This is a genomic window from Prevotella melaninogenica (genome assembly GCF_018128065.1).
Taxonomy (GTDB): Bacteria; Bacteroidota; Bacteroidia; order Bacteroidales; family Bacteroidaceae; genus Prevotella.
Window position 1 is genome coordinate 558,570 of record NZ_CP072359.1, and the last position, 26,806, is coordinate 585,375.

Annotated in this window: 18 protein-coding genes and 1 pseudogene; 9 read left to right on the forward strand and 10 right to left on the reverse strand. The window is 42.4% G+C overall.

The genetic code is table 11. The features are described from left to right. Position 1: 1 nt before the first annotated feature. The 6 genes from J5A56_RS02425 to J5A56_RS02450 all read right to left on the reverse strand — a co-directional run bounded on the left by J5A56_RS02425 (position 2) and on the right by J5A56_RS02450 (position 6,192). On the reverse strand, positions 2-298 hold the full coding sequence (locus J5A56_RS02425) for a helix-turn-helix transcriptional regulator (RefSeq protein WP_021672418.1): 297 nt from the start codon (positions 296-298) through the stop codon (positions 2-4). 277 nt (positions 299-575) lie between these two features. Continuing rightward, positions 576-1,004, reverse strand: a complete 429-nt coding sequence (locus tag J5A56_RS02430) for a hypothetical protein (RefSeq protein WP_021672419.1) — start codon at positions 1,002-1,004, stop codon at positions 576-578. Positions 1,005-1,241: 237 nt separating this feature from the next. Beyond that, on the reverse strand, positions 1,242-1,469 hold the full coding sequence (locus J5A56_RS02435; protein WP_021672421.1) for a hypothetical protein: 228 nt from the start codon (positions 1,467-1,469) through the stop codon (positions 1,242-1,244). Between the two features lie 11 nt (positions 1,470-1,480). Further along, positions 1,481-3,085: an RNA-binding domain-containing protein gene (locus tag J5A56_RS02440; RefSeq protein WP_021672422.1), complete on the reverse strand. Its 1,605-nt coding sequence runs from the start codon at positions 3,083-3,085 to the stop codon at positions 1,481-1,483. A 78-nt stretch (positions 3,086-3,163) separates the two neighbouring features. After that, positions 3,164-3,337 carry a hypothetical protein gene (locus tag J5A56_RS02445; protein WP_021672423.1) on the reverse strand — a complete coding sequence of 58 codons (174 nt, stop codon included), beginning with the start codon at positions 3,335-3,337 and terminating at the stop codon, positions 3,164-3,166. 356 nt (positions 3,338-3,693) lie between these two features. Continuing rightward, positions 3,694-6,192, reverse strand: a complete 2,499-nt coding sequence (locus tag J5A56_RS02450) for a YfhO family protein (RefSeq protein WP_021672424.1) — start codon at positions 6,190-6,192, stop codon at positions 3,694-3,696. 107 nt (positions 6,193-6,299) lie between these two features. Between J5A56_RS02450 and J5A56_RS02455 the strand changes: the two genes are divergently transcribed. The 5 genes from J5A56_RS02455 (at position 6,300) to J5A56_RS02475 (ending at position 15,508) form a co-directional block, all read left to right on the forward strand. Then, entirely contained in the window at positions 6,300-7,007 is a 708-nt protein-coding gene (locus J5A56_RS02455; protein ID WP_021672425.1) for a 5'-methylthioadenosine/adenosylhomocysteine nucleosidase, read from the forward strand. Positions 7,008-7,410: 403 nt separating this feature from the next. Next, positions 7,411-7,905 carry an S-ribosylhomocysteine lyase gene (locus tag J5A56_RS02460; RefSeq protein ID WP_013265890.1) on the forward strand — a complete coding sequence of 165 codons (495 nt, stop codon included), beginning with the start codon at positions 7,411-7,413 and terminating at the stop codon, positions 7,903-7,905. A gap of 697 nt (positions 7,906-8,602) precedes the next feature. Further along, complete coding sequence (locus J5A56_RS02465; RefSeq protein ID WP_021672426.1) at positions 8,603-11,512, forward strand: outer membrane beta-barrel protein; 2,910 nt, start codon at positions 8,603-8,605, stop codon at positions 11,510-11,512. Positions 11,513-11,926: 414 nt separating this feature from the next. Beyond that, a complete protein-coding gene (locus tag J5A56_RS02470; RefSeq protein WP_021672428.1) occupies positions 11,927-14,428 on the forward strand; it encodes a TonB-dependent receptor in 2,502 nt (833 codons plus the stop codon). Between the two features lie 9 nt (positions 14,429-14,437). Further along, entirely contained in the window at positions 14,438-15,508 is a 1,071-nt protein-coding gene (locus J5A56_RS02475; protein ID WP_021672429.1) for a DUF4249 domain-containing protein, read from the forward strand. A 744-nt stretch (positions 15,509-16,252) separates the two neighbouring features. Here the strand turns inward: J5A56_RS02475 and J5A56_RS02480 are convergent. Then, positions 16,253-16,930 (reverse strand): OmpA family protein, encoded by a 678-nt coding sequence (locus J5A56_RS02480; RefSeq protein WP_021672430.1) that lies wholly within the window; start codon positions 16,928-16,930, stop codon positions 16,253-16,255. A gap of 376 nt (positions 16,931-17,306) precedes the next feature. On the opposite strand from J5A56_RS02480, the gene proS reads away from it, so the two are divergent. Together proS and J5A56_RS02490 are read left to right on the forward strand one after the other, a co-directional pair. Next, positions 17,307-18,788 (forward strand): proline--tRNA ligase, encoded by a 1,482-nt coding sequence (gene proS, locus J5A56_RS02485; RefSeq protein ID WP_021672432.1) that lies wholly within the window; start codon positions 17,307-17,309, stop codon positions 18,786-18,788. A 136-nt stretch (positions 18,789-18,924) separates the two neighbouring features. Continuing rightward, on the forward strand, positions 18,925-19,860 hold the full coding sequence (locus tag J5A56_RS02490) for a hypothetical protein (protein WP_021672433.1): 936 nt from the start codon (positions 18,925-18,927) through the stop codon (positions 19,858-19,860). Between the two features lie 75 nt (positions 19,861-19,935). On the opposite strand, the pseudogene J5A56_RS02495 reads toward J5A56_RS02490, so the two are convergent. Together J5A56_RS02495 and J5A56_RS02500 are read right to left on the reverse strand one after the other, a co-directional pair. Beyond that, a pseudogene (locus tag J5A56_RS02495) lies at positions 19,936-20,931 on the reverse strand (DNA cytosine methyltransferase); the annotation flags it as partial. Between the two features lie 7 nt (positions 20,932-20,938). Next, complete coding sequence (locus J5A56_RS02500; RefSeq protein ID WP_021672435.1) at positions 20,939-21,892, reverse strand: HaeIII family restriction endonuclease; 954 nt, start codon at positions 21,890-21,892, stop codon at positions 20,939-20,941. 870 nt (positions 21,893-22,762) lie between these two features. Between J5A56_RS02500 and J5A56_RS02505 the strand changes: the two genes are divergently transcribed. After that, positions 22,763-23,635: a sigma-70 family RNA polymerase sigma factor gene (locus J5A56_RS02505; RefSeq protein ID WP_004359180.1), complete on the forward strand. Its 873-nt coding sequence runs from the start codon at positions 22,763-22,765 to the stop codon at positions 23,633-23,635. Between the two features lie 463 nt (positions 23,636-24,098). On the opposite strand, the gene ettA is transcribed toward J5A56_RS02505, so the two are convergent. Further along, complete coding sequence (gene ettA, locus J5A56_RS02510) at positions 24,099-25,796, reverse strand: energy-dependent translational throttle protein EttA (RefSeq protein WP_021672437.1); 1,698 nt, start codon at positions 25,794-25,796, stop codon at positions 24,099-24,101. 696 nt (positions 25,797-26,492) lie between these two features. Here ettA and J5A56_RS02515 point away from each other — a divergent pair. Further along, the gene (locus tag J5A56_RS02515; RefSeq protein WP_021672438.1) at positions 26,493-26,774 is read left to right on the forward strand and encodes a hypothetical protein; all 282 of its coding nucleotides are present in this window, start codon (positions 26,493-26,495) and stop codon (positions 26,772-26,774) included. Positions 26,775-26,806 lie beyond the last annotated feature (32 nt).

The following is a 26,806-nucleotide window of genomic DNA, read 5'->3' on the forward strand; positions in this document are numbered from 1 at the left end:
CCTATTGATTATTTGCGTTAGTAGGAAGCCCTTTGGAAATCAATGCGTCCACCTCCTGCTTAGAATACAGGTTGTGCCTACCAATCTTATGCACCTGAATGTCCCCACGCTTCTCCATACGCCAGAGCGTGGTATAAGTAATGTGAAGGTGTGCACAAAGCTCGTTACGGGTCAAATACTCGGTGGATGCTGTCGAAACAGGTTCTTTCAGCAGATTCTTGCCCACCATCATCTCTAATACTTCTGCAATGGCCTCCTTGAGGTCTTCCTTTTGCAGCATAATGAAATTACCTTGCATAACACGAAATTTAAAAGTTATGCTGCAAATATCACAGGTGGAAAAGTGGCTGCAAGTGGCACCTAAAGAAAAATGTAACCTTTGATATTTTTGTGAATAATCCACTGATATACAATAGCTTCCAATGTGCGGTTTTACTCTGTATTTTGGCCAACGACAGATAAGTGGGGATAAGTGGGCGTGTTTGGGAATCACATGGTATCGTATGAAACGCACAAATAGCGTATTTCCGAAGTGGAGATACGCTATTTGAGTATAGGATAGATATAGAAAATTGTCATGTACGACTATATTTCCTGAAAAGATGCCGAATCTGTTCCATCTTTTTACGGTACTCTTCTGTCACGCTATCGCTCCCTTTGTACTTCTTGTTAATATTTTCAACTTTATAGCCACATTCTTTGGCTATATCTTCGAACCAAGTGGCACGAATATCCTCGGGCAACAAGAGAGATAAATCATGAAGAATTTTATACATGAGCATTCTTTTCTGTGAGCATTCTGAGAGGTAATCTATATGCGATCTGTGGGTAATAATGCTTTTGAATTCTTCTGGTGTGGTTATGTTTTTGAATATTTTTCCGTTAAAACTCTCATAAAGTTCTTCCATCAAGTCATCAGGGAAATGATAATCATTTTCTACCTTAGATACAATTGGTGAGAAATTGTTCGTATTATCTTTATGGCCGTCCTGCCCATTTGCCATTTATCCACTACAGCTTTCTTTCTCGGCCACATAAAACAATGTGCCCTCATGCCGACCAAAGTTAATTGTGTATTTGCGGAACATATCAAAGTTCCATTCGTCACGATTGACATTATCAAATGATTTTAATTTTTCTGCTAATTGCACAAAGTCCGTATGCTCATAGAGACGATCCAGATCGTATCTCCGGCAGTAATTGTATACCAAAGTAAAGCCATTCACATACCAGCGACTTATTTACGAACTTTGCAAATCGCCTTCTCTACTATCCGTGAAGGCAGAATATTTCTCAAAAATGCGTTGTAGTTGAGTCTGTGTATCAAAAGTAATCATAGCCTGTCTTGGTGACTTATCCCATTGGGCGATAAAAAGTGAATATCCATCAACAGCCTTTGAACTGAAGTTCTGGTAATCACCCTTAAAGAAAGGGGTAATCTTTTCTTGAAAGAAATCGTGCAATGTCATACGCTAAATGATTATTTGGCTTTATAGGTTCGGTTCTTATTACTTCCACAGGCTTCTATTAGTCCTTGTTCCACTAAGGAACTGAGATAATAACGAGATTGCGATGACTTCAATCCAAATGCTTGCATTATATCAGATGTCTTGACTTCTCCATTCTTCGCAATATAATCCAATATCATCTGCATTTTATCGCCGGTTTTATCGCTAATTTCTGCATTTGTCGCCGTTTGGTTATCTTTTTTATTACCAGAATTGTTATTTATCGCCGATTTATCGCCAGTCTCTGGATTTATCGCCGATATGTCCATTGTTTTGTCGCCAGTATCTTCAGTAACAGTATCTTTACCGGAAGCCTTCTCAAACAACACCTCCGAAAGGTTTTTGCAATGTAGTCTCAAAATGGTTCGGTCAGGGTTGTGCGTGTCTTCCCATGTTGGCTGCTCACCATATGACGATTTCCAGCCATCAATGATGGTTGGGATGCCACTACCAGCGCGCTCTCCAAGGTCTATTAGTGCGAACATCTTAAAGAGAATCGCGTTGCGTGGATCGGAAACTCCACCACTCATGGCCTCCTTCACACCAATTCGGAAATCACCCGGGTTCTCGAAGGTGTAACCATCAGGATATTTCTTGATGACCACCCCACGTCTGCCATAATAGTCGGCATTAACCAACGTGTTCAATAATGCTTCGCGCACGGCCTTATGAAGTGGGGTATCATCCACTCGCATCATTCCCTCCAACTTGAAAGGACGAGGAAGGTCGTGGCTAAGTTTGTTAGCAACGGCAAAGAAGAAATCGAATACGTTGCCACTCCATTCGCCCGTTGAAGAAGCCAGTCTGTCCACCCAACGGATGCTCGGATCTCGATGGTCTTGATAGTCGAGGAAATATTGAGGATATTCTGAGAGAATCTCGTTTTCATACCCAAACATCAATAATCCTGCCGTTGTAGGATAAAACTTACCTTCATCTGCATCGTAACCAATGGCTCCTATTTTACCAAGAAATTCTTCATCATCCAGTTTCGACCAAACGTGATTGATATGAGAAATATTAAAAATATTCCGATAGCTATGCACTGTGTCCATGCAGAACACTTTCATATCGCGGTGTTTGAGCAATTTACGGTCTTGGGTCAGTTGATAAGCATCCCGATACATGGCCGATACCTCCTCGTGAGAGCAATGGTAATCGCCTTCACCGTTGCGCCGGTATGAGCCGGACATCGGGTCTTGACCGACATAGACAGGACGAAGGTATCGGTCGGCACGAGGCACACGAATAGAGATTATTTTCTTGCCTTCGTAGTCCTCTACCGTCACATCCTTTTCAACAAGAAGATTGACATTGATTTTCTGGCGGTTGTTGACCATATTCCAAAAATCCTTCAGCATTTGGTCAGCATTCTGCACACCCGACACTTCAAAAGAGCCATCTTTCTTTTCGTCAACACCAAGCAGTATAATACCACCATCGGTATTAGCAAAAGAAGAATATGTCTCCCACATCGAGTTAGGGATACCTCCTTTTGCCTTCTTAGCTTCCAGTCGGTTTCCCTCCCTGTATGAACTGATTTCTTGCATGTTATAAAGGTTCTCTTCCATCTTCATTCTTGTTAATGACTACAAATATATAGATTATTTATAACTTAAACAAATCTTATTCGTTTCTGTTTAGAATAAACTTATTTACAACGAAGCTAATAATTGCTTGCGCTCTTCATCGGTCATCTTCTTGAGTAGAGCGATAAGAGCCTCTTTGCCATCTTGCGTTTTGTCATTCAGTAAATACCAATTATATTGCAGCATTCTCTCCAAGGGATAGGCACCTATATAATTTTTAGCAATCTCATTCACGCTCATATGCCTTGTATGAAGTTTCTGTCCGTTAGGTCAGATGTTTGCCACTGGCTTCCTTCAGATTTCACCTCACGACAAACACCCTTGCCTTTGGCTATGTAATTCTCGCTATTAGAGCTTACCGGGACTTACGCCCATTAGACAATACTCATGCCGAGCGTATCAAATTAAAGAGTTGCAAATTTGTTTGATGATGATAATCCTTATCCGAGTTAATTTGTTGAGGATTATAGCGTTTTTGAACGATTTGGTTTGTGTAAGCCTTTCTTTCATTACCTAAACCAATAGGGGTATCACGCTAATCACGCCCCTCCCTATGGGGGAGGGGACGAGGGAGGAACCACTACTTTCTTCTTCTTTTACTTCTTCTTCCACTCCATATACCCTGCTCCTGCAATCGCCAAGAGGAGAATAAGGATAGAAATGTAAGCAATAGTCTCAGTAGTAGAGATACTTGTTGGGTGGAAGTCGAGGACTACGGTGTGCTTACCCGGCTTCACGCTCACAGCACGGAGGATGTAGTTCACACGTCCAAGCTCTACTGGCTGACCATCAACGGTTGCTGTCCAACCCGGATAGTAGATCTCAGAAAAGACGACAACACCACCATTCTTTGAGTTGACAGTGTATTGCAGGTTGTTAGGCTCATACTTATCGAGCTTCACGATTGCAGTAGAGTCGTTCGCCTTCGCCTGACCTAAAGCTGCCTCAAACTTCTTATCGGCTACTGCCTCATGGCGCACGTCAATCTTACCCACCTCAGCATATTCAGCGTTGGCATCGTCGACATAGGTGAGCTTGTTAACAAACCAGCCGTTGCCCTGTGCATATGGGTTCTGTATTGGTGCCGTTGTGCCACCCTGCAGTGGAAGGATAAAGTACTTCGTGTTCAGCATATTCAGTACTGGGAAGGTTTTTACGCCATCTACCGCCTGCATATTACCACCTGCTGCAGCAATCGCCTGCATCGTCTTCTGCATTTCTGGAGCGATGTAAGCATCAATCATCTCTTGATAACGACGGAGCTTAGCGGGGTGATAACCACCGATACTCTTATGGAAGTAAGAAGTCTCGTTCTCGTTGAACGTGTTAGAAGCGAAGTTCAATACACGATAGTTGAGGCTCTTGTCCTTGTTAATCTCAAGGTCGGCTGCCGTTGGCTGCTGTGGCATATCGCGCTCACTCTTTGGTACGAACATCTCGTCATTGAGGTAACGCTTGTCGACCTGCCACATATCAACGAGGCTAAGGACTAACAAAGCAGCTATCATATAGTCGGCACGCAGCTTCTTCATCTTATAAACAAAGAGCAGAGCGAAGCCGATGAGGATGATAATAACCGAACGCCAAGCGTCTGAGCTGACCATTGCAGCACGCATAGCGGAGATATTAGCGAGGATTGTTCCTGCCGTATTGCCGTCCATGCCCTGAATACTATTAATCATCTGGCGTTCCTGATCGCTGATAAATGGACCCATCATGTCTGGGAATACAGCTACTAAGACTGCCACACCCGCTGTCAAGGCAAGGCTGATATAGGCATACTTCATCTTCTGTCCTAAGAGTTCTGGCTCCTCAATAAGGCGCTTTAAGGTCAGAGCTGCCAAGAGAGGGATGGTGAACTCAGCGATAACAAGGATACTTGCCACCGTTCGGAACTTCGCATACATTGGGATGTAATCGAGGAAGAAGTTGGTGAAGCCCATGAAGTTATGTCCCCATGATAGGAGAACGGATAATATTGTAGCTGCCAACAATGCCCACTTCGTAGTGCCTTTTACCAAGAAAAGTCCTAAGATAAAGAGGAAGAGGACGAATGCTCCTACGTAAACAGGACCGCTCGTACCCGGCTGTGTGCCGAAATACTGTGGGAAAGCATCGTAGAGCTGTGGAATCATTGACTGTATCTGTGGGTCAACCTTCGACATAGCCGTACTGCTTTGGCTTAATGGAACACTTGCTCCACCCTTTGCATCAGGGACGAGTAAGGTCATCGTCTCATCAATGCCATAACTCCACTGAGTGATATAGTCGCGATCAAGTCCTGAACTTGTCTGGTTCGCGCCATCAGCTTTCAGCAACTCGCTCTTGCCACGCATACTCTCTTTCTGATACTGCCATGTGTGGTAAAGGCTTGAGAGATTGATGGCAACGCCAATCAATGCCGCTACTGCCAATACACCCGAAGCCTTGAGGAAGCCTGCAAGTTGCTTCTCACGAACGGCTTGCACGAGATAGCCAATGACCATAAAGAGGATGATAAACAGATAATAATAAGTCATCTGCACGTGATTCGCCTTTACTTCAAAGGCTGTGAAGATGGCTGTCACGATAAATCCCGACAGATAACGTCCTCGATAAGCCAAGACAACACCGGCAATCATCGGTGGAAGATAAGCCAAAGCCATAACTTTCCAGAGGTGACCGGCAGCAATGATGATTAGGAAGTAGGACGAGAACGCCCACATGATACTACCCAAGGCTGCCAACGATTGGCGGAAGTCGAAGGCTCTCAACAGAATATAGAAACCTAAGAGATAGACAAAAAGGAACCATACATTCTCTGGTAACCAGAGGTGATAAGCGTTCATCACCTGCGAAAGTCCGTCTGTTGACTGATAAGATGGCGACATCTGATAGGTAGGCATACCACCGAAGATGGCGTTTGTCCAGCGTGTTGCCTCACCTGTACGGTTCTGGAACTCTGTCATTTCCTGTGCCGAACCGACACCTGCTGAGGCATCGTGGCGATAGAGAATCTTACCCTGAGTAACCGGCACGAAGAAGTAAGCGAACGAGATGACCGCAAACAACACAACTACCACTACGTCGGGTAGAAATCTTTTCCAAGTTTTCATTATTATTTATTTTTGCTTTTGTCTGACTTATGGATTAATCTCTGCAAAGTTACAAAAAACAAAGCACTTACAATATCCAACTTGTAACTTTTTCGTACCTTTGCAGTATGAAAATAGGAATCATCGTTGCAATGGACAAAGAGTTCGAGCAACTTAAAGCAATTCTTTCCAATACCGAGACGGAGCATTTCAACCATAAAGACTTCGTTACGGGACGGTTGGGAGAGAAGGAAATCATTCTGCAGCAGTGCGGTATTGGTAAGGTTAACTCTACCATCGGTGCGGTGGAGATGATAAACCATTACCATCCCGACCTTGTTATCTCAAGTGGTTGTGCTGGTGGTGCTGACACTTCATTGGAAGTTACTGATGTGGTGGTGGCAACAGAGTGTGCGTATCATGATGCCTACTGTGGTGATGAGGTGGCTTTCGGTCAGATTATCGGTATGCCTGCTCGCTTCAAGGCTCCTGCTGAGCTGATTGAAAAGGCATTGTCGTTGAATAACTTGCCTGATTGTAAGGACCTGCATGTCAAGGCGGGACTGACAGTTAGTGGCGAATGGTTTGTCAACTCACGTGAGAAGATGCAAGAGATAATGAACCACTTCCCTGAGGCAACAGCTGTTGACATGGAGAGTTGTTCTATTGCGCAGGTCTGCCATATCTATCAAACACCTTTCGTTTCCTTCCGAGTTATCAGCGATGTTCCGCTCAAAGACAACAAAGCCAGCCAGTACTATGACTTCTGGGAGCGTATCGCCAACGGCAGCTTTGAGGTAACGAAACAATTTATTAATTTAATTCAGAATTCATAATTCACAATTCATAATTATGATTACCGATGTGGGTAGAGTTTATAGGTACAAGCAACTCATTTACTCGTCCACTTAATCCCCACAAATGGTTAGATTTCCTTTTAGCTACCTTTCCCCACGTATAATCTAAAGTTCGTGGATAAACTGAAGCTAATATCGATAATCTTAATAGGTAAATAACGAGTTTATAAGTTTACAAGCAACTTGTGGCAATAAACTGAAGCTAACAGCGGTAATCATAATTATGAATTGTGAATTATGGATTCTGAATTAATAACGGATTCTGAATTTTGAATTATGAATTAAACATGAATTCTGAATTAAATATGATTTCTGTTTTAAGTGAGAATAATGAGTTAAAAAAATAGATTACATCGGTAATCATAATTATGAATTGTGAATTATGAATTCTGAATTAAACAAGATTCCTTCCTTTACCATTGACCACGAGCGTTTGCTGCGTGGCATTTATGTGAGTCGTAAGGACGAAGTGGGTGGCGAGACCGTTACCACCTTCGACATCCGTATGAAAGAACCAAATCGTGAGCCAGTGTTGCACGTCGGTGCTATCCACGCTATTGAACATTTGGCTGCCACCTTCCTCCGTAATGATGACGAGTGGAAAGATCGTGTTATCTATTGGGGTCCAATGGGCTGTCTGACTGGTAACTACCTCATCCTTCGTGGCGACCTTGAGTCGAAAGAGATTGTCGACCTCATGCGCCGCACCTTCCAATTCGTTGCCGACTTCGAGGGTGAAATCCCTGGTGCTGCTCCACGCGACTGTGGTAACTACCTGCTCCACGACCTGCCTATGGCGAAGTGGGAGTCACGTAAGTTCCTCACCGAGGTGCTGGACAATATCACCGATGCCAACCTCGTTTATCCGGAGAAGTAGACAAGTAAACGAGTGGACAAGTAAACGAGTGGACGAGTAAACAAGTTGCTTGAGTAATAAGACAAAGTAACATGGTGAACGAGTTGACAAGTTAACAAGTTGCTTGGGATAAAGAGAAGAAAGCAGTGTTAGAGATTTAAAAGGGCGTTAATTCCATGTGAATTAACGCCCTTTTGGCTTGCTAAAGATGCCCTTTAGCCTTTGAACTCTTACCTTTGAACTTTGAGTTTTGAACATTGAACTTTATGATATGTACCTTTAATGACTACGAAACAATGCGGATATAGCGACAATGAAAAAAAATAACGATTTTTCTTGTTTAAAAAAAAAACATTTTGTATATTCGCAGCGTGTTAATATAAAGAATACGATTGATAGACAAGTTTTAAATTATGAAATACACCTCTTGTAGAGAATATAATTGCAGGCAAACGGATAGAAAAGTTCGGTTTATGCCTGTAAAATCCATTCGGTTCTTTTCGTCCAAGAACTCTAATCATTATTGGACAGAGTATGATCAGACAAAAACGTAGGATATGGCTAAAATGCTCTACCTTCTTGATATATCTTAGAAAGAATCTTCTGGATTTACAACCTACAAGCAAGCGTTATTTCTTTACCTAAAAGATAATTTAGAGGAATCTCTATTACACCATACCTATTGTAAACAATACGAATCAAACATTGAGAATAAAATATGAAAACCTTTTGTACAACTTTAATTTTGTTATGCCTTACTGTCTGCATATCAGCACAAACTTTAGACAATACTATTACCATTGAAGGTAGAGTGCAAGACTTTGTTACTCATGTAGATGTCCCTGGTTGCTTAGTTGAAGTGCTAAATGCTAATGACAGCTCAGTCGTTGCTTCAACGAAGGCTCTTGAAGAATATCAGAGTGGCGAACAGAGCTGGAAAACATCTGAATATAGGATAACGATTCCACGTAAGGAGGGTGATTATATCCTTCGCGTTACCGAAGATGGTTTTATGCCTACCTACGTAAAGCTCCCACTGCATCATTTTTACAAGCGAGAGATAAGCAGAGAAGTTGGTACCATCTTTCTGAAACGACCGAAAACAGTAGACTTAAATGAGGTGGTTGTTAAGGCTACAAAGGTGAAGTTCTATCATAAAGGCGACACGATTGTTTATAATGCCGACGCTTTCCAGTTAGGTGAAGGCTCTATGCTCGACGCCCTTATTCGTCAGTTGCCCGGTGCTGAGCTAAGCAAGGATGGACGCATATATGTTAATGGAAAGTTTGTTGAGAGTTTGCTTCTCAATGGAAAAGATTTTTTCCGTGGAGATAATACTGTTATGTTAGAGAATCTGCCTACTTATATGGTAAACCAAGTAAAGGTGTATGACCGTCTTGGTGAAAATAGTCGTTTTCTCGGGCAAGAGGTGGCAGGAGACAAGAAATACGTGATGGATGTTCAACTGAAAAAGCAATACAACATTGGATGGGTAGGTAATGTGGAAACTGGTGCAGGAACAAAAGAACGCTACTTGGCTCGTCTGTTTGCTATGCGGTTTACTGATCACTCCCGTTTGGCTGTCTATGGAAATATTAACAATCTAAACGACGACCGTAAGCCCGGTGAGAATGACAATTGGTCGCCTTCTGATCTTTTTGGTGGGTTGACGCAGCAACAGTTAGGAGGTCTTGACTATAATATAGATGCACGCAGTGGTAAGTATAAACTTAGTGGAAATGCACAGGTTAGGCATGCTGACAACACGATAGTGAATAACACTAATCGTACAAATTTCCTTGCTAACGGAGATACATACGACCGTATGGTAGCTAATAATAGAAATCACAATTTTACTTTCTCCACCGATCATCAGTTCTATTTTGAGTTTAAGAATGCCAACTTGAATATCAAGCCACGTTTTAACTACCAATATTATAACAATAAAAGCGGATATTCTTCGCTGACGCTTAATCGTAGTTTTACGTCTTTCTCAAAGGCACAGTTGGATAGTTTGTACACACCAATGATAGGTAGGGAGTTGATTCGTACAGCTATTAACAGAAATCTTCGCAATGGATTATCAATTGGACATTCTTTAGAAGGTTCGGTTTCGATGGAGTCGTTAATTAAGTTCAAGCACTCTCCCGACCATATCACCCTTTATGCTGATGCTTCTTTGAGGCATGCTACAGAGGATAGCTTTGACCGTAACCGAATTGATTATTATACCAACGGTCAGCAAAGTAATACAGACTTCCGCAATCGATATTTCAACAACCGTCCTGACCACGGCTACAGCATGACAGGTAAAGTGACTTACAGCTATTTAGTAAAGCGGGGCTTGTTCTTCGACTTTAGTTATAAATACAATCGGACTACCTCAAACCGATATTCTTCACTCTATCGTCTTGACCAGTTAGCAGATTGGGGAATTAATTCAGCGCGCGAGCTTGGAACACTTCCTTCTGTGGATGCTTATAACAGAGTAATGGATATTCATAATAGCTATGACAGCAGACAGACGGATAATACCCATACCCTCGGTGCCTTTCTTGTATGGAATAAGAAAACGACGAAGTCGGAGTGGTGGGCACAGCTTGTACCTAATTTATCGCTGCTTTCACGGACGATGCATTATCATAGTGGAAATGTAGATACGACTTTTACGAAACGTTCTATACTTTACAATATGTATAGTACGTTCATCAAATGGCGTAGTACTGATCACAAATATGAATTCATGCTTCAATATCATGTGGACGGGCAAGCTCCAGACATGAACCTGTTTGTAAACATCCTCAATACCACTGATCCATTAAACGTAACAATGGGTAATACCAACTTGAAACCATCCTATAAGCACGAACTTATATCACACTTCCTACGTATATATCCGAAAAAAGGTATGATGTGGTTAATAGAGGCTCAATATATCCCCACTGTTAACGCTATTGCTATGGGCTATACCTACGACAAGGCTACAGGACAGCGAACATTCAGACCAGACAATGTGAATGGTAATTGGCGAGGTCAGCTTGCTTTAGGTGGCGCTGGACCATTGACCAAAAATCGCAAGTTAGATTTTAAAGCTATGGCTGGATTAAGATATGAGAAGAGTGTCGACCTTATTGGTTTGGCAGGCACGTCTGCATCTAATAGGAGCATAGTAGAATCGGTAAACTACATTGGTGATTTACAGCTGAACTATAGGCTCGGGCAATCTTCCATTGGTTTCATTAGTAAAGGAAACTGGGCACATATCGATGGCACTCGTGAAGACTTTGAGGCATTTAATGTGAGTGATTTCAATTACGGTTTAACAGCACAATTACAGTTGCCATGGGATTTCCGACTTGGGACTGACCTGACAATGTACAATCGCCGAGGTTATTTAGATAAGTCGATGAATAGTGATGATTTGGTGTGGAACGCCCGTCTGTCACGATCATTCTTCAAAGGACAACTTACCTTATTGCTTGATGGCTTCGACATTCTTGGTCAACTGAATAATGTCACACGGACGATGAATGCACAAGGAATCACAGAAACTTACAGTAATGTTATTCCCCGCTACGTGATGCTACATGCCGTCTATCACTTCAATATTATTCCTAAGAAAAAATGAAAAGTATAAGACTCTTCCAAAGTTTGAAGTGATGCACCTTTTACCTTTGAACTTAACTTCTAAGACTACGAATTACACGAATTACGCAAATCCTTATCCCTTATTCGCGACATTCGTGTAGTTCCTTTGTTACTTTGTCTTCCATTCCCCTGTCTTCCGTCTCCTGTTCCTTTGTTACTTTGTCTTTTATTATTTCTGTCTATTCTACTCTCTTCGCTCCTCAACTTACTATATGTGAAGAACTTGAATACTTTCCTTTTACCCTTTTCCTTTTCGGTAATCATAGTTATGACGTACTGCTGAGAACTCCGTTCGAATAATTATGAATTCTGAATTATAAATTAATACAGTAATCATAATTGTGAATTCTGAATTAAAATATTTATCTTTGCACTCGTTAAATTTTATACATTGATGAATAAACATTTCTTAATGGCTATCTTATGGCTCTGCCCTTTGGGTTTGTATGCACATAAGACTACTGATACTGAGGCTACTACTTTGAAAAGTAATGCGCCTGTACAAAGAATAATTCGGGGTATTGATGAGGACAAAACACGACAGCGTTTTACACTCAGTGGATATGTGAAAGACCGTAATGGTGAACCACTTATCAATGCAACAATCTACGACCTCACCACACGGCAGGGTACGATGACCAATGCCTACGGACATTTCTCGCTCACATTAGGCGAAGGATGGCACGAAATCAGATGTAGCTACGTAGGCTATAAGACCCTTGTCGAAACCATAGAACTTACTGCCAATCAGAACCATGACATCATTCTTCAGAACGAAGCACAGTTAGATGAAGTGGTGGTGACAACCGACCTTAACTCGCCTTTGCTGAAAACGCAGACTGGTAAGATTTCTCTTTCACCGAAAGATATTAAGACAGAATACGCATTGTTAAGTAGTCCAGACGTTATCAAGACTTTGCAGCGTACGAGCGGTGTGTCAGACGGATTGGAACTTGCCAGCGGACTCTACGTACACGGTGGAAACAGCGACGAAAACCTCTTCCTCCTCGATGGTACACCACTCTATCATACCAATCACACCTTAGGTCTTTTCTCTTCGTTCAATGCGGATGTAGTGAAGAATGTCGACTTCTATAAGAGTGGATTCCCTGCACGCTATGGCGGTCGTTTGTCGAGTGTCATCGACGTGCGTACGGCCGATGGCGACCTCTATCACACCCACGGCAGCTATCGTATCGGTCTGCTCGATGGCGCTTTCCACATAGAAGGACCAATCAGAAAGGGCAAGACATCCTATAACTTCGGCTTGCGCCGTAGCTGGTTAGACCTCTTGACTCGCCCTGCTTTTGCGATTATGAACAGCAAGAGAGACAGCGAGGACAAGATAAATATGTCTTATTTCTTCCACGACTTAAACTTTAAGCTGACCAATATCTTCAACGACCGCTCACGTATGTCGCTGAGTGTCTATTCGGGTGAAGACCGATTGGATGCAAAAGACGAGTCGTATTACAAAAATGGTTATGGTTATGAAGATATAGATATTTATGATAATCGCTTCCACTGGGGCAACTTCAATGCTGCACTCGACTGGAATTACCAGTTCTCACCGAAGCTCTTTGCTAACTTCACAGCCGTCTACACGCACAATCGTTCAACGGTAACGAGTTCGGACGAATGGAAAGTGATTAGAAATGAGCAGGTAGACCAGCTGACGACAAGCTCACATGGCTATCGTTCCTCTATTGATGACATCGGCTATCGTGCTGCTTTCGACTTCCGTCCGAATCCACGTCATCACATTCGTTTCGGTCATGACTATACTTATCACCGCTTCCAGCCACAGACCAACAACCGCTTTGACAGCTATAAGACCGATGGTACTGCAAAGGGTGACACCATTGCCAGCCACAGTTATAACAAGAATGTGGCGCATCAGTTGACCTTCTATGCCGAAGACGAGATGATACTCAACGAGCAATGGAGCCTCAACGGTGGTGTGAATGCAGATGTCTTCCATATCAGCGGTAAGACCTTCTCAACATTGAGTCCACGTCTGGCGATGAAATTCCAGCCAAACGACCGTCTTTCTTTCAAGGCAAGCTACACAATGATGAGTCAGTTTGTGCATAAGATTGCCAACTCTTTCCTCGACCTACCAACCGACTACTGGGTGCCAACGACTGCACGTCTACACCCAATGCGCTCTTGGCAGGTGGCTGCAGGAGCCTATATGAAACCTAACAAGCACTGGTTGCTCTCGTTGGAAGCTTATTACAAGCGTTCAAGTCATATCCTGCAGTATTCAAGTTGGGCAGGATTAGAGCCACCAGCTGCCAACTGGGACTACATGGTAATGGAGGGTGACGGTCGCTCTTACGGTGTTGAATTGGATGCTGATTACAACATTGCCAACCTCAATCTGCACGGTTCTTATACCCTCTCATGGACTGAAAAGAAGTTTAATGACTTCTACGATGGTTGGTACTATGATAAGTTTGACAACCGTCATAAGCTCACGCTCACTGGACGATGGAACATAACAAAGAAGATTGCAGCCTTTGCCGCATGGACTTTCCGCACCGGTAACCGCATGACTATCCCTACACAGTATATTCCACTGCCTAACGTTCCAGCCCAGACGGAGGGAGGATTGAACTTTACTTCGCCCGACGACAACCGTTTGAACTTTGCTTACGAACAGCCTAATAACGTTATCCTGCCGGCTTATCACCGTCTTGACATAGGCTTCGACTTCCGTCATACGACCAAGAAGGGCAATGAGCGCATTTGGAACCTCAGCTTCTATAATGCCTATTGCCATCTGAACTCTATGTGGGTGCGTGTGAAAATCAACAGCAATAACCAAATGAAGATTAAGAACATGGCGTTTATCCCTGTTATCCCATCGTTCAGTTATACATTTAAATTCTAAGTTCCGAGCATGAAAAAGATATTATTTCTCCTCTTCCTTGCCCTGTCAGTAATGAGTTGCAAGGATGATTTCAGTGTCAGCAATCTGCCTGATGCAAAGCCAAAGTTGGTGGTTTATTGTATGCCTTCTACTGCTGACACCACTTATATCACCGTGTCACGCAGTATTCCGTTAAAGCAATATAACGCAACACAGCAGAATGCGCTGATTGACAATGCCGTTATCAGCTATCAGTTGAACGGACAAGCGATGCCAGTGACAGCCTTGGGCAATGGTCGCTACCGTGTTGTGGGACTGCAGAAAGCGGGCGATAAGGTGCAGTTACGTGTTGAAGCACAGGGCTTAGAGGCTGTTGAGACATCCACAGAGATTCCACAACCAATCGGTATAAGCCACCTCGCAACGCGTATGGTGCGAATGAAGGAAGACCCTTCCTCAAATGTAAAAGACTTCCTGCAGCTACAAGCAACCTTCACCGACCCTGCCGAGACACACGATTATTACGCTGTACGTGCGAAAACCAATAGGCTGTCCTACCTTTATGTGACATGCTTCCGTAATTTTGGCGGTTATATGCAAGAGGTGATAAACTTCTATTCTTACGATGAGTTTATGGCTGCACGAAAGACCGAACATTGGGATAGCGTGGCTGTAAAGTATCAATTACAGCAACTCTATGTGCCGATTTCTACGGCAAGTGAACCGCTGTTGAATCCATTATCTGATATAGACGATGACTTCGACTTTAGTAGTGACTTCTATCAGAACTTCTATATCTTTGATGATGCTACTATCAACGGCAAAACTTATACCCTTCATCTGAACATTCAGCCGTTTGTGCGTGCCACAAATATGTCTGATGAGGCGGCGAAGGAGCTGAAGAGATTGTATAATATCGAGGAGGGTGTGGAATTGGAATTCTATCATATCACCCCTGCCTACTACCGTTTCTTGCAGGCGTTGAACGATGTTTCAAACAACTCTCTTGCCCAAGCTGGTCTCTCCAACATCCGTACTACTTACAGCAATGTGCAGAATGGTATGGGAATTTGCGCTGGGTTTAATGTGCAAAGGAGATAATAAAAAAAGCCTCACCCCCAGCCCCTCTCCGATTGGAGAGGGGAGTAGAATGCGTGTTACCCCTATTGATTAGGGAAAGTCTTTTAGAAGTTTCTAAGCGAATTGTTTCCTGCACTCCCCCTCTCCCATTGGAGAGGGGGTTGGGGGGTGAGGTCTCAGGGAGTGAAATGCGAGGGTCCCCCCCCTTATGAGTAGTTGATGAGCTGCGTGTATATTCGCTTGTTCATTTTGTTTCTCCTATCGCATCCGCTACTCCGTTTTGTAAAGAAAAATCAAAGACTGAAAAATAAAAGGGCGTTAATTGGCTTTCAATTAACGCCCTTTTCGATTGCAAAAGATGCCCTTTAAGCCTCTTACTAACGCCCTTTTGAAGTCTTATTAAGCACCTTTTCGAAACTACCTTTGCAACTATTTGATAACAAGCGGCTTACAACGATACTAAAAATACTCGTTTTTAGCTCTTTTCCTCGCCTTTTTGTTAGGCAGAATGTAATAATATTTCAAAAGTCAAACATCAAGAATCAAAGGTTAAACGTCAAAGGGCAAAAGGCGTTCTTCTGTTACTTTGTCTTCTAATACTCTGTCTCAGTTCCCCCTATCGCTATTAACTCGTTAACTTGTCCACTCGTTAACTCGTCAACACGAAAAAAGGATACTGCCGAAGCAATATCCTTTTTGTGAGAATTTATTTAGCAAAGTTTGTGGGACACACGAGACACGTATGTCCCAATGTTTTCAATTTGATTACAATGAACCGTTGTTTGCCTGACGAACCATCTCTGATGAAGCATAGAGGTAAACCTCTACACGGCGGTTAGCCTGACTAATAGTCTTATTCTCGATAGGGTTTGCACTACCAAAACCCTGTACTGAACGAATCTGACGGCTGCTTACACCACGACCCTTGAGGTAAGATGATACAGCATCAGCACGACGCTGGGACAATGGGAGGTTGATGTTGTCGTTACCAGAAGCATCGGTGTAACCCTGAATAGCAACGTCACAGTTAGAGTTGCGCTGCATCAAAGAAGCGAACTTTGTGAGGTCGTTCTTAGCCGCAGCACTGAGGTTTGAACCATTCAATGGGAAGAGGATACCAGAGTCGAAGGTAACCTTCACACAGTCTAAACCATTAGCATCTGTCACCTTGTCAACACGTGCGTTTGGCAACTGCTGTGCTGCCTCGCGTGCTACCTTGTCCATGTGACGACCGATGAGGGCACCAGCACCAGCACCTACAGCACCACCGATAGCAGCACCAATGGCTGTGCTCTTACCGTTACGACCTATAATCTGACCAACGATGCCACCCAATGCTGCACCAGCACCGCCACCGATTAATGCACCTGAACCTTGTTTTGTCTGACAACTTACGACAGTGAGGAAACACATACCTACTGCCATCATTTTCATATTCTTCATAATCAAACGTACTTATTGATTAATATCTTTTACCTTCTGGCTTGGCTTTACAGCCGCACCTTAATTCATTTTAATTCGTGCAAAGTTAAACAAATATGTGCTGTATAGCATTCATTGCCAACATTTTTTTGTATTTTTGCAAAAATAAAGCTAACTCGGCAAAGTGAAGCAAGTTTCGTTTGCACTCATTTGCATTATTTTCACAAAGGATAGGCTGGTATTAGCAAGTGGGAACGGGGTTCCCTTTGTTCTTGACTTTCTCAGCCGTATCTGTGTGCAAAGTTAGTGTTTCAAGGCATACTCGCAAAAGGGAAATGCCTATAATAGCATGGGAAATCCCCTAAAGGTGCAAAATAAAAAATAGAATAATATATTTATGGCAAAAGAACTGAAAGAAATGACCAAGAGAGCAGATAACTACTCTCAATGGTACAATGACTTGGTAATAAAGGCAGACTTGATTGAGCAGTCTGCTGTTCGTGGTTGTATGGTTATCAAGCCATACGGCTATGCTATCTGGGAGAAGATTCAAGCACAGCTTGACAAGATGTTTAAGGAGACAGGTGTACAGAATGCTTACTTCCCAATGTTGATTCCTAAGAGCTTCCTCTCTCGTGAGGCTGAGCACGTAAAGGGATTTGCCAAGGAGTGTGCCGTGGTTACTCACTACCGCTTAAAGGCTACAGAAGATGGTAATGCTGTTGAGGTTGACCCTAACGCAAAGTTAGAGGAGGAATTGATTATCCGCCCTACCAGTGAGACAATCATCTGGAACACTTATAAGAACTGGATTCACTCTTGGCGCGATCTGCCATTGATGTGCAACCAGTGGTGTAATGTTATGCGTTGGGAGATGCGTACGCGTCCGTTCCTCCGCACATCTGAGTTCCTCTGGCAGGAGGGTCACACCGCTCACGCTACACGTGAGGAGGCTGAGAAGGAGGCACAGACCATGTTGCGTGTTTACGCTGATTTCGCTGAGAAGTGGCTCGCTGTTCCTGTTGTACAGGGTGTGAAAAGTGAGACAGAACGTTTCGCTGGTGCGTTAGATACTTATACTATCGAGGCAATGATGCAGGACGGTAAGGCTCTCCAGAGTGGTACTTCTCACTTCTTAGGTCAGAACTTCGCAAAGTCATTCGACGTTACCTTCCTTAACAAGGAGAACAAACCAGAGTATGTATGGGCTACCTCTTGGGGTGTTAGTACTCGTCTTATCGGTGCGCTCATCATGACCCACTCTGACGATAACGGTCTCGTTCTTCCTCCAAAGATTGCCCCTATTCAGGTGGTTATCGTACCTATCTTCAAGGGTGAGGAGCAGTTGAAGGAGCTCACAGACAAGTTGCAACCAGTTATTGATCAGCTCCGTGCGTTGGGAATCACAGTCAAGTATGACGATGCCGACAACAAGCGTCCGGGCTTTAAATTCGCTGACTACGAATTGAAGGGTGTGCCTGTACGTCTCGCTATGGGTGGTCGTGACTTGGAGAACAACACTATTGAGGTGATGCGTCGTGACACCTTGGAGAAAGAGAGCGTAAGTTTCGACGGTATTGTTGAGCGTATCAAGAACCTTCTCGACGAGATTCAGGACAACATCTTCAAGAAGGCTAAGGACTTCCGTGATGCTCATATCTACGAGTGCGAGAACTATGAGGAGTTCAAAGAGAAGGTGAAGGACGGTGGTTTCTTCCTCTGCCACTGGGATGGTACTGAGGAGACTGAGGCTAAGATTAAGGAAGACACGCAGGCAACCATCCGTTGTGTCCCTTATATGTTCGAGCAGACACCGGGCGTTGACATGGTAAGCGGCAAGCCTGCTAAGTATCGTGTCATCATCGCAAGATCATATTAATAGTTAATAATACTCACAGATTTAACGGCTTCAGGATATTTATAAATGCAGGACTAACAACGAATGCTTATAAATTCTGGAGCCGTTAATCTTTTTATCCTAAAGTATAAAATACTAATTAAATAACATTTGCCTTATGAAAAAATCATTTCTTACTTTCGTTTTACTCCTCGCTGTAACAGCGTTGAACGCCCAGACCTTAATCAAGGCTAACTTCCAAAAGGGCGACCAAGCTACCTATGAGAGCGTAGCTGATATTAAACTCAGTGTTCCGATGGCTGGAAACTCCGAAAGCATAAAGACAAACAGCAAAACAAAGATTATTGTAAAAGATGCTACTGCAGATGGTTATGTCATCGAAATGACGACAACCAACATGAAGATGGAAGGCAATCAGGAGGTTGTTCAGCAGACAGGAAACATGCTGAACCAATACCTCAGCAATGTACCAATGCTCTTAAAGACGGATGCCAACGGAAAGGTGAAGGACCTCTTGAACTACACTGAAGTCCAAACAAAGGTAAGTAAGTTTGCAATGGCATTCATTGACTCGCTCTATAAGGCCAAACCTGAAATGGAGAAGACACTGCCTAAGTATAAGATGGCTATGTCTACCAACAGCCTACTCACCAAAGAATCTTTCATCGAGTCTGCTGAAAACAATTCTTTCTTTATCCTTTTTGGTAAGACACTCAAGACGGGTGACAAAGAAGATATGAATAAGCAAGGCATCAAAACCTCTGTAACCTATGAGGTAAACAAGGAACCAAACGCACTCAATATCATTGGTAAGATTAAGGGCAATATGACAGAAGATGATGTCAAAGCCTTCTTTATTGACAAGATGAAGCAGATGGGTGCTGACGAAGCTATGGTTTCAAAACTCGATGCTAACTGGGGACAGCTGCAGAAGATGGGTATGGCAAAAATGGATCTCGACGGTACTTCTACTACCAAACTCCTCAACACTGGTTGGGCTACTGAATACAGTACGGACGTGAAAACAAAGATGATGGGAATGGAAATGACCATCAACACTGTTACTAAATTGGTGGAGAAGAGCTGGAAGTAATCTTAGCGTGTTTATAAGATATAAAGGTGGTGTAGGCAATCCTAACACCACCTTATTTATTTCAATCCGTAAAATTAATACTATTCCTTTTAATGTTTCTATTATACTCATTGCCACATAATAAGCAAGGTTTACAGGCACTGCATTACCAATCATCTTGTACCCATAGTTAACATCGTCGTATAGGAAACAATAGTCATCAGGAAAACTCTGTACACGTGCAACTTCTCGAACAGTCATCCTTCGATAAAGATGCTCTTTACCAGGAACAAAGCGTTGAAGATTTTTTCCTATTTTTTCCATTTTAGGGGCTTGTGGATGCAGTTGACATTGACGACCACTTGCTTGAACAGTAAAGCCAGGTTCATCCCAAGAACGTACGCGATTTCGTGACATAAAGATAGGGGAATATGCTCCTATAAAATATTCATTATTAGGAACTATACAAACATCTCCATTCGTGTGATTCTTCTCGCGTGCTGGGATTGCAGTCTCTTGTAAATCCCAAATTGCTTCTCGAAGTGTTAGCTTATGCTTTTGTGGGAGAGGAAATTCATAATCATTGATATGTAAATCCTTTCGAAAACCAATATAGAACACACGGTTTCGGTCCTCAGGAACGTCAAAGTCATTCGCATTAAGCATCTTTAAATTCACATCATAGCCAGCTTGATCAAATAGGTTCATGAATCCTCTTACTGCATCAGCATGTCGTTTTGCAAGCATACCAGGAACATTCTCTGCTACAAAAAACAATGGTTGAGTATCACGTAGAATACGGATATACTCATAAAATAATTGTCCTCGAGCATCTTCGATACCTTTCAAAGTCCCAGCCTCACTCCATGATTGACAAGGAGGACCGCCAATAATACCTACTGGATTCATAGGAAAAGCGTCAGAAGAAATATTACGTATATCACCTTCTATAAGTTTCGTACCTGGAAAGTTTGCTCTGAATGTGGGGCAAATTTTTTTATCAAACTCGTTAGCAACTATAGTACGGAAGCCAGCATTATGGAAGCCTTTATCAAGCCCTCCTGCGCCAGAAAAAAGACTTATCAATCTCATTTATATTTTACCATTTACAATTATACTTTATATTTACATCTACTGGCATCCCTAAAATTTGAATATCAAACTTCAAGGAAGGTTCTACCAAATCCTTTGCGTTATGAATACGGAAAGAGAATTGCCAACCTTCGTCAAAACTCATTATAACAGTTGTTTTACTGTTTGGCTTTAAGCCAATATACAGTAACGAGTTTGGAAGCTCTATCATAGGCACTTTAAGTGCGGGGGCAGTTTCCTTACTTGAAAGATTTAAGGTGCCATACATATTAAAGGATTGTATAGTTGTTAGTCGCTTATTATCAATGCTTATAACTTTGTAGAAATCATATTTACTTAACAGGTATGCTACTAACTTACGAGGAATAGTATTATCCTTTTCAATCTGTTTCTTAATTTCTGCCATAAAAGCTTTGAGTAAGGGAATATAAACATCTTCCTCTTTTGAATTCAACTCACAAAAGTATGTCCCCTTTTTCTTTTCAGCTTCCAGAAAGGTAAAAATAGGTTCAATATCATCCCAATAAGTTTTAGAACATTTCTTTCCATACCATTTCTCTCCAAAATCAAGTTTACGTGAAAGACGACTGTGTTTAACAGCCATGTGATTGTGTTTGATGCTCAAACCTATTTCCCATATAATATTATTACGTTGTATGATGATATCACGAACATCCGCTACTTTACCATGCTGATCACTCTGTATGAATAAATCTACACTATTATTATCAACTTCTACAATGTTTGGCTCTAATGCAAATATAGTTTCAATGGTAGATTTAGCACTAAGCATATAGATTATTTGTTGAGCATCACTCAATGTGTCCCATGCCACCGCAGCTGCCTTATAACTACTATTTTGTATTATCTGTGCAGGACGAATAGCCTCAATAGCTTCATGTAATGAATGCAAACATATAAACTCATAAGCCCGACCGTGATTATTACTTTTATTACTCATATATCAATAATAGTTTATTTAATTAACATATATATCTATAATCTTAGAGATTCATCATAAATACAAAGTTTAAAGAGGTAATATGATAGATAAAAGCTATGAAGCCATGGCAATTATTATCACAGCTTTTAGACACAACTAATCTTTCAGCCAACCACAACCCTTTATAAAACAAATAGAGTGTAAAGATACTATTTTTATTTTAAAATCATTCTTTGTATTAAAAAAATACTAAAGATTTCTCATTCTTCTATATAATTATCAACCTTACAACATAATCTCTATTCTATACGTTATATTTTAGTTATAAGGATTTGGGACTAAACATCTCATTGTCAAAATATCTTTCATATTATGTCAAGATGTATTATGTGACAGAATTATCACTTTCTAAGTATAAAAAATGTAATTAAAGGTTTCCCTATATGTCTTAATATGAAGAATACTTACTTTATCACTCCATCTTTTATCAGCATCTTTATTATTACTGACAAGTATTGACAAAACAGAACACACCTATATTAACTTCGTGCGGATGCTTAGCACCACCTGTGCAAGGCATCCGCACCACATGTGCGGAGCGTCCGCACATCAATTAAAGAGAGGAAAAAAGAGTCTTTCTTTTATGTCATAATTCATTACAAGGCATTGTTTATTTACCCACAAGAGGACAGGTTTAACGCACAACACATTGATTTTATCTACTACAACAGCCTATTGCAGCGTCTAATCGTATAAAAAAACATAAAAAGACACAACCAAACGTATCTAAATTTGGTTATTCACATAATTATATGTACCTTTGCACGCCGTATCAATTTTGGATAACGGAAAACTGCTATATTTTAAGGAGGAAATAGTAAACAATTCATGAGACAACTTAAGATTTCAAAAAGTATCACCAACCGATCAAGTGAGGCACTGGATAAGTATCTCGTTGAGATTGGTCGTGAACCGATGATTACCGTTGACGAAGAGATTGAGCTGGCACAGGAAATCCATAAGGGCGGGCGCAAGGGCGAGCGCGCTAAGGAGAAACTGATTAAGGCTAACCTCCGTTTCGTCGTTTCTGTGGCTAAACAGTATCAGCACCAAGGACTCTCTCTCACCGACCTTATCGATGAGGGAAACATTGGTTTGGTAAAAGCTGCTGAGAAATTTGATGAGACCCGTGGTTTTAAGTTTATCTCATACGCCGTTTGGTGGATTCGTCAGAGTATTTTGCAGGCTATCGCTGAACAGAGTCGCATCGTGCGTCTTCCGCTGAATCAGGTGGGTGCTATCTCAAAGATTAATCAGGTAACGAACGAGTTTGTGCAGCAGCACAACCGTCGTCCTTCTATCCATGAGTTGGCAGAGTTGACAGGTATCGACGAGGCACGCATCCGCCAAAGTCAGAGTGCAGACAATCACCACATGAGTATCGACGCACCGTTCAGCGATGACGATGACAACTCAATGAGCGACATGTTGTCTTCTGGTGACGACTCACGTACCGACCGTGGTGTAGACTTTGAATCAATGTCAGACGATCTTCGTGCTGTTCTTCAGAACACATTGAAAGATCGTGAGATAAAGATTGTCACCGAATGTTTTGGTATCGGCTGCCAAGAGAAAGGTTTGGAAGAGATTGGAACAGAGATGGGACTTACCCGTGAACGTGTTCGCCAGATTCGTGAGAAGGCTATCGAGAAAATTCGTGAGAGTGGCAATGCACGTGTACTCATGAAGTACTTAGGCTAAAAAAGAAAAGATTAAGGTGGGTTTTATCAATTAGCTTTGTCATATTTCGAGACTATCTTCGAGGGTAAATTGACGGTAAATGAAGAGAGTTATGCAGGCATAACGACTGAATGAACTGGATTTTTGAGTCGAAGAGAGTTCAAAAGACGACAAAACGTAACCCATAATTTTATGAGTTAATTTCGGTGGTAATTAATAGAATCCGCCTGAAGATAATGATTTTGAAAGAGGATGTCCAAAGATGACACATCCTCTTTTCTCTATATAAAGTCTTGCAATCTTTTATTGCAGGGCTTTATTCAATAATAATATATCCACCATCAGTAATCACTCCTTATTCGCTCATAGACCATTAGTCCAAAGAGAACTTGGAGGTGATACAGGGGTATCTCGGTAATCACTCCCCTCCCTATGGGGGGAGGGGTCGGGGGAGGGGCCAGTTGGTTGGCTGATTGGTGGGGTTTTACTCCTCCATCAACTTTCTATATCTACCCTTCTTAATCTCCTCATTGCCAAGACGGCGTGCCTTGTTGATTTCGTAATCAGAGAAGCCACCTTCGAAGTAGACAACTTCACCGTTAGCCTCAAAGGCGAGGATGTGGGTACAGATACGGTCGAGGAACCAACGGTCGTGGCTGATGACAACCGCACAACCTGCGAATGCCTCAAGACCTTCCTCCAATGCACGGAGTGTGTTCACGTCGATGTCATTGGTAGGCTCATCGAGGAGGAGGACATTACCTTCCTGCTTCAATGCCATAGCCAACTGAAGACGGTTACGCTCACCACCTGAGAGTACTGAACAGAGCTTGCTCTGGTCGGTACCTGAGAAGTTGAAACGTGAGAGATAAGCACGTGAATTGATATCACGACCACCCATGCGGATTGTCTCGTTGCCCTGTGACACTACATCATATACTGTCTTGTTAAGGTCGATATCCTTATGCTGCTGGTCAACGTAAGCGAGCTTAACGGTCTCACCCACTGCAAACGTACCACCATCTGCCTGCTCCAAGCCCATGATAAGGCGGAAGAGCGTTGTCTTACCAGCACCGTTAGGACCGATAACACCGACGATGCCGTTAGGTGGCAACATGAAGTTGAGGTCGTTGAAGAGTACCTTCTCACCGAAAGCCTTCTGCACGTGCTGCGCTTCGATAACCTTATTACCCAAACGTGGACCATTTGGAATGAAGATTTCGAGCTTCTCCTCACGCTGCTTCTGCTCCTCGTTGAGCATCTGCTCGTAAGAGTTCAGACGAGCCTTACCCTTTGCCTGACGAGCCTTCGGAGCCATACGCACCCACTCCAACTCACGCTGCAAAGTCTTGCGACGCTTAGAAGCCGACTTCTCTTCCTGCTCCATGCGTTTTGTCTTCTGATCGAGCCATGAAGAGTAGTTACCCTTCCATGGAATACCCTCACCACGGTCGAGTTCAAGAATCCACTCGCTCACATCATCCAAGAAGTAACGGTCGTGGGTAACAGCGATAACAGTACCCTCATACTGCTGCAAGTGCTGCTCCAACCAGTCGATACTCTCAGCATCAAGGTGGTTGGTAGGCTCATCGAGCAACAACACATCTGGCTTCTGAAGGAGCAGACGGCAGAGGGCAACACGACGACGCTCACCTCCAGAGAGGTTAGTCACTGGCAAATCGCCCTTAGGACAACGCAGTGCATCCATCGCCCTTTCGAGTCGTGAATCAATGTTCCAAGCGTCTGTTGCATCAATGATATCCTGCAACTCAGCTTGACGCTGCATCAACTTATCCATCTTGTCAGCATCAGAGTAATACTCCTCCAATCCGAACTTAACGTTGATATCGTCGTATTCCTTCAGTGCATCATAGATATGCTGCACACCCTCCATAACATTCTCCTTCACGGTCTTAGCCTCATCGAGCGGTGGATCCTGTGGCAGATAGCCCACAGAGTAGCCCGGACTCCATACCACTTCGCCCTGTGTTGGTTCCACAAGACCAGCGATAATCTTCATCAGCGTAGACTTACCTGCGCCGTTGAGACCAATAATACCTATCTTTGCACCATAGAAGAACGAGAGGTAAATGTTCTTCAGAATCTGTTTCTGGTTCTGTGGGATAATCTTCGATACACCCACCATTGAGAAGATAATCTTCTTGTCGTCTACTGTTGCCATTTATTCTTTCGTTTGTTTTGTACGCAAAGATAACGAAAATAATTCATACTAACAAATCAAAGATTGAGTTGACGAGTAGATGAGTTAACGAGTGGACAAGGTAATTACAGACAGGATAAATTAAGACAAAGTAACAGAAGAACGTTTTACTCATCAACGAACCAATAGGTGTATCTCGCATTTCACCCCCCTATAAGGGAGGGGTTGGGGGTGAGGCTTTCCCCTATGGGGGAGGGACTGATTCCATTTTACAGTTCTATCCATAAACTTCATTTCCTGTCATTCCCGTCATTCGTAGTAGACATTTAACTTGTTATATTACAGTAAGATACAAGAAATGTTAAAAATGACAGCAAACTAAAACAAAACTATCCTTGGGTTTTATATGATAATATCTTCTTATTTGGAAATACTCATTATTCCAAAAGTTTGGAATGACTTTTTTAGAATTAGTTTTTTATGTACCTGTTTTCCTACCATTTTCCTACTGAGTCAATAAAAAACTTGTAGGCTTCATTGATATTTCAGAATAATGTTTATCTTTGCAGAGAAATCATGAACTGAGAATTTACGTAGTATATTGTCACACTGCAATAAAAACACGGAACATTCTTATGTTTACCTATTTTCAAACACCCATAGACAGGGATGTTTATCCTCTAACTTAGGTAAGTGTAATCCTAAAAACAAGTGATTATGAAGGAAAAACTCAGACCATATAGATGGCTTGCTTACGTGTTAGTTTGGTATATCTTTCAGATGTATCCTGCCTACCTCAAAATGACTTCTACGTCAGAAGAATATCTCATAACGCTTTTCCTAATATCAGTAGTGGTAATTATCTTTTGTTCTTACAAATTTGGTTCAGAGAAAGGAAAGGTTCTTGGCATACTGATGTTTTTAGTTGGTGTGCTTATCGACGTATTTGTTGCACTCTTCACGTTTGTAATGTTACTGGGAATGAGCTGGCGCAATTAGCGTTTAGTGGACGGTTTAACGAGTTAACAAGG